The organism is Bartonella sp. AA18HLJMS, from assembly GCF_042197245.1.
In the GTDB taxonomy this organism is placed as follows: domain Bacteria; phylum Pseudomonadota; class Alphaproteobacteria; order Rhizobiales; family Rhizobiaceae; genus Bartonella.
In genome coordinates, this window is the sequence record NZ_JBHIRP010000015.1 from 29,284 (window position 1) to 43,867 (window position 14,584).

13 protein-coding genes and 1 pseudogene are annotated in these 14,584 nt (G+C 36.7%); 6 read left to right on the plus strand and 8 right to left on the minus strand.

Annotated features, from left to right (window positions below):
• The first annotated feature begins 361 nt into the window (after positions 1-361).
• Positions 362-1,423, plus strand: a complete 1,062-nt coding sequence (locus ACFINW_RS08010; RefSeq protein ID WP_375674094.1) for an Mrp/NBP35 family ATP-binding protein — start codon at positions 362-364, stop codon at positions 1,421-1,423.
• A 308-nt stretch (positions 1,424-1,731) separates the two neighbouring features.
• On the opposite strand, the gene ACFINW_RS08015 is transcribed toward ACFINW_RS08010, so the two are convergent.
• The 4 genes from ACFINW_RS08015 to rsmI form a co-directional block, all read right to left on the minus strand.
• The gene (locus ACFINW_RS08015) at positions 1,732-2,526 is read right to left on the minus strand and encodes a pyrroline-5-carboxylate reductase (protein WP_375621628.1); all 795 of its coding nucleotides are present in this window, start codon (positions 2,524-2,526) and stop codon (positions 1,732-1,734) included.
• Positions 2,527-2,582: 56 nt separating this feature from the next.
• A complete protein-coding gene (locus ACFINW_RS08020) occupies positions 2,583-2,828 on the minus strand; it encodes a hypothetical protein (RefSeq protein ID WP_375612261.1) in 246 nt (81 codons plus the stop codon).
• Between the two features lie 101 nt (positions 2,829-2,929).
• Positions 2,930-3,298 carry a YraN family protein gene (locus ACFINW_RS08025; RefSeq protein ID WP_375612280.1) on the minus strand — a complete coding sequence of 123 codons (369 nt, stop codon included), beginning with the start codon at positions 3,296-3,298 and terminating at the stop codon, positions 2,930-2,932.
• 4 nt (positions 3,299-3,302) lie between these two features.
• Positions 3,303-4,190 carry a 16S rRNA (cytidine(1402)-2'-O)-methyltransferase gene (gene rsmI / locus ACFINW_RS08030; RefSeq protein WP_375674096.1) on the minus strand — a complete coding sequence of 296 codons (888 nt, stop codon included), beginning with the start codon at positions 4,188-4,190 and terminating at the stop codon, positions 3,303-3,305.
• A 1,313-nt stretch (positions 4,191-5,503) separates the two neighbouring features.
• Here rsmI and ACFINW_RS08035 point away from each other — a divergent pair.
• On the plus strand, positions 5,504-5,641 hold the full coding sequence (locus ACFINW_RS08035) for a hypothetical protein (protein WP_375621630.1): 138 nt from the start codon (positions 5,504-5,506) through the stop codon (positions 5,639-5,641).
• A 616-nt stretch (positions 5,642-6,257) separates the two neighbouring features.
• Here ACFINW_RS08035 and ACFINW_RS08040 read toward each other — a convergent pair.
• The 3 genes from ACFINW_RS08040 to ACFINW_RS08050 are packed head-to-tail and all read right to left on the minus strand — an operon-like array spanning position 6,258 to position 9,644.
• Positions 6,258-7,922: a 4Fe-4S dicluster domain-containing protein gene (locus ACFINW_RS08040; protein ID WP_375674098.1), complete on the minus strand. Its 1,665-nt coding sequence runs from the start codon at positions 7,920-7,922 to the stop codon at positions 6,258-6,260.
• A gap of 3 nt (positions 7,923-7,925) precedes the next feature.
• Positions 7,926-8,846, minus strand: a complete 921-nt coding sequence (locus ACFINW_RS08045) for an electron transfer flavoprotein subunit alpha/FixB family protein (protein WP_375621632.1) — start codon at positions 8,844-8,846, stop codon at positions 7,926-7,928.
• 51 nt (positions 8,847-8,897) lie between these two features.
• Positions 8,898-9,644, minus strand: coding sequence for an electron transfer flavoprotein subunit beta/FixA family protein (locus ACFINW_RS08050; RefSeq protein WP_375621633.1), 747 nt, complete (start codon positions 9,642-9,644; stop codon positions 8,898-8,900).
• A gap of 513 nt (positions 9,645-10,157) precedes the next feature.
• Here ACFINW_RS08050 and ACFINW_RS08055 point away from each other — a divergent pair.
• The 3 genes from ACFINW_RS08055 (at position 10,158) to ACFINW_RS08065 (ending at position 12,887) form a co-directional block, all read left to right on the plus strand.
• A complete protein-coding gene (locus ACFINW_RS08055; protein WP_375621634.1) occupies positions 10,158-10,976 on the plus strand; it encodes a hypothetical protein in 819 nt (272 codons plus the stop codon).
• 178 nt (positions 10,977-11,154) lie between these two features.
• Positions 11,155-12,075, plus strand: coding sequence for a sulfite exporter TauE/SafE family protein (locus tag ACFINW_RS08060; protein WP_375621635.1), 921 nt, complete (start codon positions 11,155-11,157; stop codon positions 12,073-12,075).
• A 2-nt stretch (positions 12,076-12,077) separates the two neighbouring features.
• Complete coding sequence (locus tag ACFINW_RS08065; protein WP_273790722.1) at positions 12,078-12,887, plus strand: TIGR02186 family protein; 810 nt, start codon at positions 12,078-12,080, stop codon at positions 12,885-12,887.
• A 22-nt stretch (positions 12,888-12,909) separates the two neighbouring features.
• Here the strand turns inward: ACFINW_RS08065 and ACFINW_RS08070 are convergent, their stop codons facing one another.
• Positions 12,910-13,191, minus strand: coding sequence for a DUF6460 domain-containing protein (locus ACFINW_RS08070; RefSeq protein ID WP_375621636.1), 282 nt, complete (start codon positions 13,189-13,191; stop codon positions 12,910-12,912).
• A 1,090-nt stretch (positions 13,192-14,281) separates the two neighbouring features.
• Here ACFINW_RS08070 and ACFINW_RS08075 point away from each other — a divergent pair.
• Positions 14,282-14,584 (plus strand): annotated as a pseudogene (locus tag ACFINW_RS08075) (ABC transporter substrate-binding protein); the annotation flags it as partial.

A 14,584-nucleotide genomic window follows, 5' to 3' on the forward strand; every position in this document is an offset into this window, starting at 1 on the left:
GGCTAGGGCCTTAAATAATTAAAGAAGGTGTGACTAATTACTGCTATGCTCAATTTAAAATATCCTTTAAGATTAAGAGTTTTTTTCAGTTTTTATTTTTACAAAATTTTTATCAGAATATTCATTAAAGTGGTTGTAACACAAACGTGATTGATAGGATTTTATAGCAGATTTTATGTTTGAGCTTCTTTATTTTAAGGATGGTTTCATATTTTTAAAGAGATAAGAGATGTATACTTTATAATGCTGAGTAAAGTAGAAAATTATCAAGTGATGAACAAAATTATCAGGTGATGAACCTTGTAAGTATTTTTCGTTCTTATGCTTATATTTGCTAGTATTTTTATAGAGAGGAAAGAACATGGATCTTATCACAAGTGAGGCTGTCCGCAACGTATTACGTACAATCAAAGGACCAGATCTTGAAAGCGATATTGTGTCGTTGGGTCTTCTTTCAGAAATATTGATTGCTGATGGTAAGGTTTTCTTTTCCATTACAGTTCCTGATGGAGGTGTGCAAAAATGGGAATCATTGCGTCGTTCTGCTGAAAAGGTGGTATGTGCTTTGGAGGGAGTGAAATCTGCTGTTGTTACACTTACAGCAGAAAAAATAACAAAGACAGCACCTAGTCGGAGAGCCAATCTCTTACCGATCAAAATGCCCATAGAAGGTGTGAGGCATGTGATTGCTGTTGCTTCTGGAAAAGGAGGGGTCGGGAAATCTACGATGGCAATAAATATCGCCTTAGCTTTACAAGATTCTGGTTTCAAGACGGGGGTGATGGATGCTGATATTTATGGTCCTTCGTTGCCACGTTTGACAGGACTTGTTAATCAAAAACCACAGCTTATTGGAGAAAAAAAGCTTCAACCTCTTGAAAAATTTGGACTGAAATTGATGTCGATGGGATTTTTGGTGGAGGAAGAAAAGCCGGTGGTCTGGCGCGGTCCTATGGTTATGGCAGCTGTAACGCAATTGTTACGAGATGTTGTATGGGGCCCTTTGGACGTTTTAGTCGTTGATATGCCGCCCGGTACAGGGGATGCACAATTAACGCTTGCCCAACAGGTACAATTAACAGGTGCGTTGGTTGTTTCTACGCCCCAAGATCTTGCTTTAGTGGATGCGCGTAAAGCAATAGAAATGTTCATGAAAGTTAATGTTCCTATTCTAGGACTCATTGAGAATATGAGTTATTTTATCGCTCCTGATACGGGAAAACGCTATGATATTTTTGGCTATGGTGGTGCACGGGCAGAAGCGGAACGTCGAGAACTCCCTTTCTTAGGGGAAATACCGCTTGATGCAGCTTTACGATTTTCTTCAGATGAGGGAATCCCTATTTTTGTTGCTAAGCCTAGTGAAGAGCATGCTAAACTATATCGTAAAATTGTTGATCAAATAAAAAATCAACTCTTTTGAATGGGGGGGTGTTTAAGAGAGTTTATTAAAACACAATCATGAAAGACATAAAAATAGTCGCTTCTTTGTAAGAGGAAGTTTTAATGTGTGAATGGAATATATAGGTTAAATAAACAAAAAATTATTCATGCGTTTGGATAACCTGAAGGGGAACAAAATTGAAGAGCTAGAGCCGTGAGGTAGAAAAAATATTGGACTTGAGGCAAAAAGAAGAAGACCGACAATAAAAATAATTTAGAAAAATTGTAAAAGGTTGTAAAAAATATTTTAAAAATCATTTTTTGATACGAGTTTTTTTGATATAAATCTTAAAATTTCTTTTTAGAAGCATTCATTTTTTGCAAAGTAGCTTCAAGAGCCATTGTTAAAGCATTCCTTCCCCCTTGTTGAGAAAAGTAATTTGACAAAAATTCATTTGTTCCACCCTTTGTTGAAAACTCTTTTTCAAGCAGTGAAAAATCGAGAGATACAGAACGATCCGTTGCTATAGTTTTACGCATTTCATCTGTAAGATTTCCAAACATCATGGTAAGGAATTCTGCTGATTGTTGTTTTTTTAACCCTTGTGTTATAAACCATTGATGGGCAGTTTCTATAAAATTAAAATATACTCCCATAAGTGAACCAGCTGTCATAAAAAGATTAAACTGCTCTTCCTTATCCAGCACCAATGTGCCCCCCAATGCATCAAATAAAGTGCGTAAAAAGGGATGATTGGGATAGATTGGTGTCAAATTTTTGCATTCTGCAACAAAAGGTAATGGAACAGCACGATAAACTTTATGATTAATCCACTCTTCTATTTCTGCTGCTTTTACCATAGCAAGTACGGAAATAACCAGCTGTTCTGGACGAAAACGAAGAGAGCACAAAACGTCTTCTGCAATTTGGTTGGGCAAGCAAAGAAAAACACAATCACTAACATCGAGCAACGCTTGGTTATTTTCAGCAATCATAACTTTATCATAAGTACGTGAAAGGCGCTTTGCTGTTTGTGCATTGCGAGGCGAAACAATAATGGAAGAAACATCAAAGTTGCTTGTCATTAAGCCATTCACCATTGAAGCACTGATTGTACCCGTTCCCAAAAAGCCAAGTCTCATTATCTATTTCTCAGTTTCATATTTTAAAAGGAATTTCAATCAACATCTCAGGTGTTTTAACTAACATAAACGCTAATTGAAGAAGCAACACATAACATAGCAAGAATAATCAAAACCAAATAGATTTTGGGCTTGTCAAAGAGAACGGCAAAAGCAGAAAACCAACCAACAACAGCTGCGGCTAATGCAAATAAAAAACCTGGTTTATTCATAAGCACAATATGCATTGCCATTAACCCACCAATAATTAGCGCTCCAAAAATGATGAGCAAACCTGTTGCAAACTTTTCATAATCATCCATATTTCGCTCCTTATAGCGCTCAATTATTACACACTTTTTAACGCATATGCACATAAAAACGAAATGTTTTTTATTGAATATGGTTAAAACGGGGAGGCCTTTTATTGATCAGATGTAAAAAATGCAGGGATATGCTGTGGCCAACGCCAAGGTAAAATTGCAATTAAATCAAAGCGTACAGACAAAAGGGCATAATCTTTTTGCCGTGCGAGCCAAATATCGGCAGCTGCCTCAATTCGCTTTTCATTCATTCGGGAAACCGCTTCCATTGCTTCAGCCAACGTTGAACGTGCTTTAACTTCAACGATTAACACAAGATTTCCGCGTCGTGCAATTAAATCAATTTCTCCACATTTTGTTTTAAAACGCCTTTCGGCAATGTGAAACCCTTTGCAACGTAGCCACCAAGCTGCCAATTTTTCTGCACGAATCCCTCGATAAAAAGACTTTTGTCTGCGTTTTTTTTGTATTATTTTACGCATTTTTTAAAAAGATTAATCGCTGAAAAAGTTCTTGCTTTTTTAAACCGGTTTTTTTTGCAACAAAAGCTGCCGCTTGAGCAGCAGAATGTATCCGTGCGCGTTCTAATAGCATTTCATCAATTTCTTGATCACTTATCACATTTAAAGAAGAAGATGATTCTCCAATAAGTACAACAATTTCCCCACGAATATGTGCTTGTTTTCTGTAATTTTCTAACAAATTTCCCAAATTGGAAACATCTACTGTTTCAAACTTTTTTGTTAATTCACGACAAATGGCAGCAGGTCGATTAGCCGAAAAAAGTGTGACCATATCCTGTAAAGTTTCAACAAGACGATGCGGTGATTCATAAAAAATCAAAGTTGCTGGAATCTCTTTTAATTGTTCCAACCGTTTTCGGCGCTGTAGCTTTCGTGCACTCAAAAAACCTGCAAAAAAAAAGCTATCCGTAGGAAGCCCTGTCGGTATAAGAGCGGCTAAAAGAGCGGATGCTCCAGGAATAGGAATAATTTTATGACCAGCTTTACGGGCCTCTTCTACCAATCGAAATCCAGGATCAGAAATAAGTGGTGTTCCGGCATCTGAAACAAGTGCTACTGTTTTGTTTTCTGCTAAAGCCGCTAAGAGCTTCGGACCCGCTTTTTGCGCATTATATTCATGATAGAGAAAAGGTTTTTTTTGAATGCCGTAACGTTCCAACAAAACACGTGTTACTCGCGTATCCTCACACGCTAAAATATCAATTCCTGCAAGCACTTGCAAAGCACGAAGCGTAATATCTGCAAGATTTCCGATAGGTGTTGCCACAAGATAAAGCCCTGATTCTATAACGGGTGCAGAATAAGCATGCGCACCTATAAAATATGCTTTTTCACACATGCTCTTTTCTTTTCATTAAATTCTCCTCACCACAAGATTTTTATCCATACTCATAAGCCATTTTGGCTCATTTTTTACCAGCACATTTTTTATCATTACAAAGGCTTACCTTACTCGAATAATCGATTACACTACAATAAGATAATTTCATATTTAACGTCTTAATTTAACATTATTATCTATTTTGATCCGCGTTATTTTTTCCAGTAAAACAAATTCCAAATGTAACCAATATTCTATCAGCCCCATGATTTTCTATAAAGTTTTTCCTTCGAGAACCAAAAAACAACTTTACTCATGTTATAATCTCATGCTTCTTTGTGCTCTTTGAAAAGCTAAGCTTTTTAGATTATTTCCATAACGCCGATTTTTCAAATATATCTATTGATATCCAAACTGTTTTTCTGAGCAAATGTAAACAGCCCCTTTTGAAACACATACAGTTAACTGGCAGCTGACTGTATTGTTATTGATCAAATATAAGCTCTTATCAGCAAAATACTTTATTTTTTCATATTCTCTACAGCTTTAACAGTATAATGAGTACCTTAGAAAAGTTTAAGGCTAAATTTTATCTTAAAGATTTGATTTATAATGGAAAATTTATTATTTTGCCTATTAATTAGGAGCTTTAAATATCGTAACATTATCTCAGCTCTTCTTATAGCCAATTAATCAAAATCATTTTTGTGCATCTTGAAACCTCCTTAAAACAAAGATTATCGCCTCATTGGAGATCGCAGAGAAAATAATGCTGTTAGCTTGTACTTTTTATTTCATAAATATGGAACTGTTCGTTCACAGGATTGCGTTATATCTTTTTCGAATAGTGTCGCAAAATTATTGTTTGATATGAGAGCTATCTCTTAAAAACAAGCCCATGACTGAACAACACAAGTCTGCTTTAATTTTGGATACCTTATTTTTTCTGAAGGATATGCTCCCATAAAAAAACGTAAGTAATAAAAGCGGGGACAATACGTTATCTCTTCTTTTTAGAGGATATTGTGATGCTTTTGAAAGTTTTAAAACCGAATGGACAGATGATAGTAAAGAGGAAAACAGTTTTTTCCTTTCAGATTTGATGTTCTTGCTAAATGAAGCTGTATTTTCGTTTCAGAGATTACTCAAATAGAATATGCAATATTTTTGCTCTAGCTACAAAAGCTGGAACGGCGTGCAGAGCTTTCATTCACCTTAATCTTTCTTTTAAATATACCACTTGTGTTCAATTTGGATGTTGATTTACAAGCAATAGCGAAAGCACAAGCTTTATAAAAAAACAACTCTATAAAACGCGTCATAGAGTGGTCATGAAAGCTATTTTGTTTTTTATCAGGTGTTTTGCTAATAGCGATAGTCTCCATGGCTTGGCATCTGCTTATTTTTACGGTATTTGTACACATTCATTGCAGTATATTGGTAAAGGGCAGTATATTGGTAAAGGTTAGATGCAAGGCGATTATCTTTAATGCAAAAATAAAAGGTTAATGTGAGATTAAAGATTTTGTCGTGTCATTATCAGTAGAAACATTATAAAGGGCTTGAACGAGCATGCTCTTTATCTCTTTATCTCACGATGTTTTTTCTACATTCATTCGTGGTTTTCTTGAGTGAGCATTACTTGGCAAAGTGTAGGAGAAAAAATAAATGTGAAGCGCATCTTCAGGGGGCTCTTGGCTAGTTAAAACGATTGATGTTTCTTATGAGAGGGCTAAAAGCATTTTGGATCATATGGGAGAGGGGGTAACGTAGAACGGGCTTATTTTCCTTCAGGTTTTCGAGAACCGCGGCTGTTCCTTTATCGCAGAATTGTCAAGAATATATTTATTATTGTTTTGTCATTTAAATAAAAAAATTTTGATAAAAATATGTTATGTTTTTCTATTGAAAAAATTCATACGGTGAAGAGAGTATTTTATATGAGAATAGAGTTCTTTTTACATTGTGAAAGAACGTATGCAGGAAGGTGATTGATAGATTTCTGATCTGAGGGAAATATTTTTATCCATTGCGTTTTGTATATTTCAATTTTAGGAAAATGAACAATGATTATACATTGGGGAATTACATATTGGGATAGAAGGGGCCCTCATTGCCTTGCGGACAGATCCAAGTGATATTTTGGTTTGGATCTTTGATATCGCATGTTTTACAATGTATGCAATTTGAAGCGTTTATCATATAAGTCAGATGATCATTATCCTCTAGCCACTCGTAGACAGCGGCGGGACAATAGCGTGTAGAGGGTCCTCCATAGATTGCATATTCAGAGTCCTTTTGCTTTTTTAATGAGGCTATTTTTAAATGACAAGGTTGATTTTCTTCATGATGCGTATTGGAAAGGGCAACACTTGAAAGGCGATCAAAGGTTACAACGCCATCTGGTTTTGGGTAAGAAATGGGTTGAAATTTTTCTGCTGGTTCAAGGCATGCATAATCTTCCTTTCCGTGGGAGAGTGTTTTAAATAAGGAAAATCCGAACAGTTGTTGCCACCACATATCAAAACCAGCAAGTTTAATTCCATATTTTGTCCCATATTTTGCCCAGAGCGGTTTGGCATTTCGCACTTTATAAAGATCTTTGCCAATGAGCCCTTTTCGCCACTGTTCTTCGATTTCTTTAACCTCATCATGGGCACGCCCTTGTGCAAGAGCGGTAGCCATGTTATCGGCAGCTAATATGCCAGATAAGATGGCATTGTGTGATCCTTTGATACGAGGAACATTGACAAATCCAGCAGAGCAGCCAATAAGCGCCCCACCAGGAAAGGTGAGTTTTGGTACAGATTGCCAACCTCCTTCGCTGATAACACGTGCACCATAGGAAAGACGTTTTGCGCCTTTAAAGATTTTATAGAGTTTTGGATGTGTTTTAAAACGTTGAAATTCTTCAAAGGGAGAAAGATAAGGATTTTTGTAATCTAAGTGCACAACAAAACCGACAGAAATGATATTGTTTTCTTGGTGATAAATAAAGCCACCGCCACCGGTATTATTGTCTAAGGGCCAACCAGTGAAATGTTGTACTAAACCGCATTGGTGTTTGTTGGGGGCAATTTCCCAGAGCTCCTTGAGACCAAGACCAAATTTTTGTGGTTCTCGATTTTTGCTAAGATTAAAATGTTGTATCAGTTGTTTTGCAATTGAGCCGCGTGCTCCTTCCGCAATCAGAGTATATTTTGCCAATAAAGCCATCCCAGGCATATAATTTTTTCCAGGAGTTCCATCTTTGTTAAGCCCCATATCACCGGTGAGAACACCAATGATAGCTCCGTTATCTTTTTGGATGATGGGTTCTGTTGCTGCAAAACCAGGATAGATTTCAACACCCAACGCTTCAGCTTTTTTGCTTAGCCAGCGGCAGACGCTCCCAAGCGAAACGATATAACATCCGTTATTTGATAAGATTTTAGGGTGCAAAATATTGGGAAATATTGTGGACTTTTGAGGCTTTAGAAAAAAAAATTGGTCCTGTGTGACAGGGGTTGTAAAGGGATGGTCGTTATCATTTCGCCATTCTGGTAAGAGTGTATCGATACCAATGGGGTCAACAACTGCGCCAGAGAGAATATGTGCACCAACTTCGGTCCCTTTTTCAACAATTGTGACAGAAAGCTCAGGATTAATTTGTTTAAAACGAATTGCGGCAGAAAGCCCTGCTGGTCCTGCTCCGACAATGACTATGTCAAACTCCATACTTTCACGTTGGTCATGCAGAAGTGCTTTCATGGCTTATAAAGCTTTCTCCAATTCTGGAATAATTTGGTGGAGATCACCTACAAGGGTGTAATCGGCAATTTGCATGATGGGAGCTTCTTCATCTTTATTAATGGCAACAATAATTTGTGCATCCATTATACCGGCTACATGCTGGATTGCACCGGAAATGCCAACGGCGATATAAAGTTCAGGGGCAACGACTTTTCCTGTTTGTCCAATTTGCCAATCATTGGGAGCATAGCCTGCATCCACTGCTGCGCGGCTGGCACCTAAAGCAGCATTTAATTTGTTTGCAAGAGGAAGAAGCAGGGCCATAAATTTCTCTTGAGAACCAAGACCACGCCCGCCTGATATAATAACACGTGCTGAGGTGAGCTCAGGACGATCACTTTTGTTTGTTTCTGCTTTTACGAAAGAAGAAAGATTTGGATTGGAAGCTGGTGTTATTGTTTTAATGGGAGCAGAATTATTTTGGGAAGGCGTTGGGGTGAAAGAAGCGGTGCGAACTGTTATAATCTTTTTATAATCATTGGTGCGTACAGTTTCAAATGCATTACCTGCATAAATTGGTCGTTTGAAGGTGTTGGGTGAAAGAATGGCGGTAATATCTGAAATTTGCATAAGATCAAGAAGAGCTGCTACGCGCGGCATCACATTTTTCCCAGTACTGCTGGATGCTGCCATGATCACATCATAATCCTTTGCTAACATGAGAATTGTATCTGCCATAGGCTCGGCAAGTTGATGGGCTAAATAGTCTGCTTTTGCAATAAGAACTTGCCGCACACCATTAAGTTTAGCACTATTTTCCGCTATCGTTTGGATTTTTTCTCCGCAAACCAGAATATCGATATCATTACTGAGTACGCGTGCAGCGGTGAGTACTTTTGCTGTTTCTTCTGTATTATGATCGGCCAATAAAAGAATTGCCATAAGTTTTTGCCCTTTTATGTGAGTGTTGCTTTTACTCTAGTGGTGAGAATATTAAATGCAGTTCTTCTGTTTTAAGGCTCTGACAAGTTCTACTACATTTGCCACTTTTATACCGGATTGACGGGGTTTTGGCTCTTCAACGCTTAAAATTGTTAAGCGTGCTTTCGTATCGACGCCAAGATCAGTAAGAGATTTTTGTTCAATGATTTTCTTTTTTGCTTTCATGATATTGGGGAGAGAGGTGTAACGCGGTTCATTGAGCCGTAGATCGGCGGTCATAACCATGGGAAGGGGAAGACAAAGGGTTTGTGTTCCATTATCAACTTCACGAGTAACTGTAGCATGCCCATTTTCTATGTTAAGATGTGAGGCAAAAGTTGCTTGTCCCCACCCAAGAAGAGCAGCGAGCATTTGTCCTGTTTGGTTGCTATCGTCATCAATTGCTTGTTTTCCTAAAAAGACCATGTCGGGTTTTTCTTCATCAACAATGGTTTTGAGAATCTTAGCAATTGCTAAGGGTTCAAGTGTTTGATCCGTTGTGACAAGAAGTGCGCGATCAGCTCCCATTGCAAGTCCTGTTCGTAGAGTTTCTTGAGCTGCTTCTGGGCCAATTGAAACAAGAAGAACTTCTGAAATTTTACCGGATTCTTTTTGGCGAATGGCCTCCTCCACGGCTATCTCATCAAAAGGATTCATAGACATTTTTACGTGAGAAAGATCAACGCCTGTACTATCCGGTTTGACGCGTATCTTGATGTTATAATCAACAACACGTTTGACAGCGACAATTATCTTCATAATGATCCTCTTTGTTTGTATGTTACAAGTTTATAGCAATACTCATAAGAAACCAAATTGTTTAGAATGAAGTCTCAATTTATAACTTGTGTTCTCTTTCGTATAAGCTTTTTTATGTTTACTTGTACTTTCTCGTCGTTATTTTCAATCTTCATATTTTTGCATTGCCATAATTGCCTTATTTGCTTGAATAAAAAGTAAAAAAATCAATCTGTCTTGTGAGAATATTCTTTTTTAGTTTCTTATGCTTTATTTATGATGGTGCAATAGGTCCTTTATGCAATGAAAAATTAAGTGAAAAAGATAAAAATGGGGGAATGATTTTGCTCTTCAAATCTTGAAGACAGAAAAATTAAAGATCTTTCTTTCAAATATTTTAGATAAAGATTGGGGAAAATATTTCTAACAAAAAAGTTTTTGGGAGTTCTTAAAGCTCTATTTACTAAAATAGAGCACACTTTCTCATCATTTGTTGCGATTCTTTTCAAAAAGGTTAATGAGGGGTAGGCGTTTGTGAATACGAAGGGTCATACGATCGACCAAGCGACCAAACAGGTTAGGAACGATAAAGTCTTTTCTTTTGTTGAACAGAAAGAGAGAATGGATACTTCTGTAGAAGTAACGATGTCGGATATTGCTCAAAAATTACGCACCGTTTATGCGCAAATGCAAATGAAGCATTCGCCTCGTTCTTTAATGCAGCAGAGTTCTGTAGAAGAGCATTTTAAATCTTACTTAGATGATATTAGTCGGGCCATTTTGGCTGAACATTATATACGACGTCAAAGAGAAAAAAAGCTTTTCCAGTCTTTAGAGCAGATTAAAACAATTGTTCAAAGTTTGCAGAGTGAAAAAAAAAGCTTAGAAGAAGCAGCGGTAACACGACGGGTGTCTCGTTCAAAATCACCTGATTCTGTTGTACAAAAACTTGCTCACATGGAATGTGAGGGAAATCAAGAATGCTTATTACTTCAAAAGGTGCAAAATTATTCGAAAGAAAACAGCATAATTTCACTCCAAACAAATGTTGAAAATACGTTGCAGCAAGAAAATAGAAGCCCTTTGCCCAGTGATGCTCTGCAATCTTCTTTTAAAAAGGTTGAGGGAGTAGTGAAGCATGCTGTGATAAAAGAAAAGGGGATGATGGGTGCTCAGGCATCTAATCATTGCATTGAGAATGATTTTTCTTCTTTAAGGACGCAGTCTCGGGAACATGTGTCGTTTTTATCTTATTTGCTAAAAAAAGGTGTTCTTTGTTTTTTAACCGTTGCATTTGTGGTAGCGATAACGTTATGTTTTTATAGCTTTTTAAAAGGAGCTCGTTTTTTTTAATTTTTATGATGTTGATGTTAATAGATGTGAAATGTATTGCGCATTCGTGTTTGTGCGGAAGCTATAGCAACTAAAATTATCCTTTTAAACACGCAACAGAGATTATTGGAAAAGAGGATAATTGGAGAAGGATTCTCTAATTGTAAAAAAACCTCAAATTATCTTGAAGGTTCTGTAAGTGAGTATTTATTTACCAATTGCTGAAATGTCACTCAATATGCTGATCTTGATTGGTATGGGAGTCGTTGCTGGTTTTTTTTCAGGACTTTTTGGAATCGGTGGTGGGTTTCTCATCACGCCGTTATTGATTTTTTATAATATTCCTCCTGCTATTGCTGTTGGAACAGGTGCCAACCAGATGATTGCGTCATCTGTAACAGGAGCAATTACACATTTTAGAAGACGTACGCTCGATATTAAACTTGGTATTCTTTTGGCGCTTGGAGGAGGGATTGGTTCTTTAATCGGGATTCAGGTTTTCTCTGTTTTGAAAAAGTTAGGTCAATTAGATTTAATGATTTCGCTTCTTTATGTGATTCTTCTTGGAAGTGTAGGAAGCTTGATGATCGTTGAAAGTTGGTATGATATGATGCGCAAGCGTAAGGTAGGAAAAGCCAATATTCGTCTTGCTGGTCGACATAACTGGATTCATCGCTTACCCTTAAAAATGCGTTTTCGGACATCTATGATATATGTTAGCATTATTCCAGTTTTAGGGATTGGTCTCATCGTGGGGTTGTTGTCTTCTATTATGGGAATTGGTGGGGGGTTCTTTATGATCCCAGCATTGATTTATCTTCTGCGTGTTCCAACCAGTGTGGTGATTGGGACTTCACTTTTTCAGATTACATTTGTGTCTTCTTTCACGACAGTTTTGCAAAGTATGACTAATCAGTCCGTTGATATTGTCTTGGCTTTTTTGTTAATGCTTGGAGGAAGTATTGGTGCGCAATATGGAACACGGGTTGGACGGAAGTTAAAGGCTGAACAATTGCGTATGGCACTTGCATTTTTAGTGTTGATTGTGTGTATGCGTCTTGCTTTTCAATTATTTATACGCCCTGATAATCTTTTCTCTCTGGATATTCTTATGAGATAAAAATGGGTAGATTATTTTCTTTATACATCATTACAGGTTGCTTTTGTTTTATTTCTTTTTCTACATGGTCACATGTTGGGACGCCAGCTACATTCATTGATCAAGTTGACCACGAAACTGTCCAAATTATTGTAACAACGAATACGATTACTGTGGATGCAAATTTTGCTGGTCGTGATCTTTATATTGCTGGTGTTTTAGAAAATATTGATCCGTTATATTCTCGACAGAACCGTTATGATATTGTTGTAAGCTTGGAGGGACAAGATCGGACAATGGTGATGCGAGAAAAAAAACGCAATGCCGGTGTATGGGTCAATACAGATTCTCTTATTTTTAAAAAGGTTCCTCTTTTTTACTCTATGGTCACAACACGTGAAATTGACGATATTACGAGCATTGAAGATTATAAACGCTTAGGGTTAGGATTACTCTATTTGCCATTGCAGACGGATGAACAAGATCAGAAAAAAATACAAATCTTTCGCGATGAACTTATAAAATTGCAAAAAGCTAAAAGCCTTTATTATGAGGAAGTGGGTGGGGTTCGTTTTGGTTCTGACACACTTTTCACAGCGCATTTTCGTTTGCCAGCAAATATCCCAGTTGGACATTATAAAGTTCGTGCTTATCTTTTTCGTGATGGACAGTTTATTGATAGTGCAACAACGACTCTTGAAATTGTTAAAGCACATATCACCTATACAATTTTTTATGCAGCGCACAAGTATCGTTTTTTATACGGTATTGTTGCAGTGATTATTGCTATTACTACAGGATTTTTGTGTCGTTTGATTTTTCGAAAAGATTAACGCAAGGAAAATGTTAAGGCTTTTATTTTTTATGAAAAATTCGTAAGATAAGAAAAATAGGCACAACAACAATAGCTCCTGTCATAGTTATATGGAAGAAATTTGTAAGCGTTATAAATCCTGCTTCCCATAGTGATTGAAAAAAATCGACTATTTTTTGTATGAGGTTTCGAGGTGTCCATCCCAAAAAATTCATTACGATACCAATGAAGAATGAAAGGATAAGCAATTTTAGACTAACGCGGCGTGATTTTCCTCCAAGAAACGCATGAAAAGAATCTAATAATTTTTTTTTTCGCTTCATTTTAATATACTTTCAAAGATCGTGTTTTTTATTGTATTATCATGGTACAGCGATGTTATTATCATAAAGGAAAAACATTTTTTTATTTTTTCTTACTTTTTGAGTTTATCACCTTAGTCTGGTTAACGGTGCTGGTTTTTGAAATATACACATGTTTTATTGCATTTTTTGCGATATTTTCATGGCGCTTCTTTTATTAAATGAAGGGATATCCTTTCGTCTCGAGAATTTGTAGAGAAATTTTATAACGTTTCAGCATTTCTTATCAGAGTGAGAGTTCTAGTATATTGAAGATTTTGTAACGAACTTATTATTGTCGTGTATAGAAATAATATTTCAAGACAGTTTACTTAAAAAAAGACTATCTATTCTAATAAGGGTGTGCTTATATAGGTATTATATTTAGATATTTCAACCTTAGTGCATTGAAAAGATCTTTTTTTCTGAAAAAATGTAAGCAATGAATTGAGTGTTGTTAAAGGAGCAAAGATATTAAAAATACGATGTGAAAAAAAGTTTTGTTATGTGTGGGTGCGTAAAGGAATATCAGGGGGAGCCTATGCTCCTTTTATTTAGAAATAAAATATAATTTAAAAGCTGTTATTTGGCAGAGGATTATGGAAAAATTCAAAATTCCTCTTGTAGGGGGAGGAGATCATGTCGGTTGATGGGTGAATTTTCCTGTTTTGTTAAAATGTCAAATTGTTAGTAGAGCTCTTTGTTATTAAGGCGCTTAAGCTAACAAAGAAGAGTCTTTTGATGGCATAAAAAGGCGAGAGGAAAGAAGAGACAAGCTTACCCGACAAAAGAGAGAAAATAGTGGTTTTATAGTCTTCAATCGTAGGCGTTATGACATCATGAATAGGCTCTGTTATGGGGAGCATTCATTGTATGTCAGAGTGTTTGTTGTTGCATGTTTTGGTTTGTCTTGGCTTGTAGCCATGGGTAGAAGTCCGTGGTTGGTAAGTGGTGTTGTTTGAAGGTTTTAATAATACTTTGTTTGAGGCGCTTATGGATCATCTAACCTTATTATTAAGCATGTGCTTGTTGTGTGGGAAATTTATATAGTAAACTTTAAAAGGAAAAGTCTATGAACTTGAAGAAAAAAATATTACAAAATAGCAGCTCTCTTGTTTCTGCTCTTATGGCATTGGCGATGGTTGCACAACAAGTTTCAGCAAAAACACCCGCTGATACCCTTGTGATGGCTTGGAATCTTGATGCAATTAGTACATTTGATCCCGCACAACTTAATGATGTTTATGGAAGTGAAATTGTTCGCAATGTTTGTGATAATTTGGTCAGTACTGCGACAAATGATCCTGCTAAAATGGTTCCCGCTTTAGCAACACATTGGGATGTTTCAGGTGATGATCACAGTACGGTGATTACT

Bases quoted from the DNA above. Each gene is read 5' to 3' on its own strand.
- ACFINW_RS08050 (WP_375621633.1), bottom strand. From the start codon at position 9,644: ATGAAGATAATTGTCGCTGTCAAACGTGTTGTTGATTATAACATCAAG.
- ACFINW_RS08065 (WP_273790722.1), top strand. From the start codon at position 12,078: ATGGGTAGATTATTTTCTTTATACATCATTACAGGTTGCTTTTGTTTT.
- ACFINW_RS08045 (WP_375621632.1), bottom strand. From the start codon at position 8,846: ATGGCAATTCTTTTATTGGCCGATCATAATACAGAAGAAACAGCAAAA.
- ACFINW_RS08015 (WP_375621628.1), bottom strand. From the start codon at position 2,526: ATGAGACTTGGCTTTTTGGGAACGGGTACAATCAGTGCTTCAATGGTG.
- ACFINW_RS08035 (WP_375621630.1), top strand. From the start codon at position 5,504: ATGAAAGCTATTTTGTTTTTTATCAGGTGTTTTGCTAATAGCGATAGT.
- rsmI (WP_375674096.1), bottom strand. From the start codon at position 4,190: ATGTGTGAAAAAGCATATTTTATAGGTGCGCATGCTTATTCTGCACCC.
- ACFINW_RS08040 (WP_375674098.1), bottom strand. From the start codon at position 7,922: ATGAAAGCACTTCTGCATGACCAACGTGAAAGTATGGAGTTTGACATA.
- ACFINW_RS08070 (WP_375621636.1), bottom strand. From the start codon at position 13,191: ATGAAGCGAAAAAAAAAATTATTAGATTCTTTTCATGCGTTTCTTGGA.
- ACFINW_RS08020 (WP_375612261.1), bottom strand. From the start codon at position 2,828: ATGGATGATTATGAAAAGTTTGCAACAGGTTTGCTCATCATTTTTGGA.
- ACFINW_RS08010 (WP_375674094.1), top strand. From the start codon at position 362: ATGGATCTTATCACAAGTGAGGCTGTCCGCAACGTATTACGTACAATC.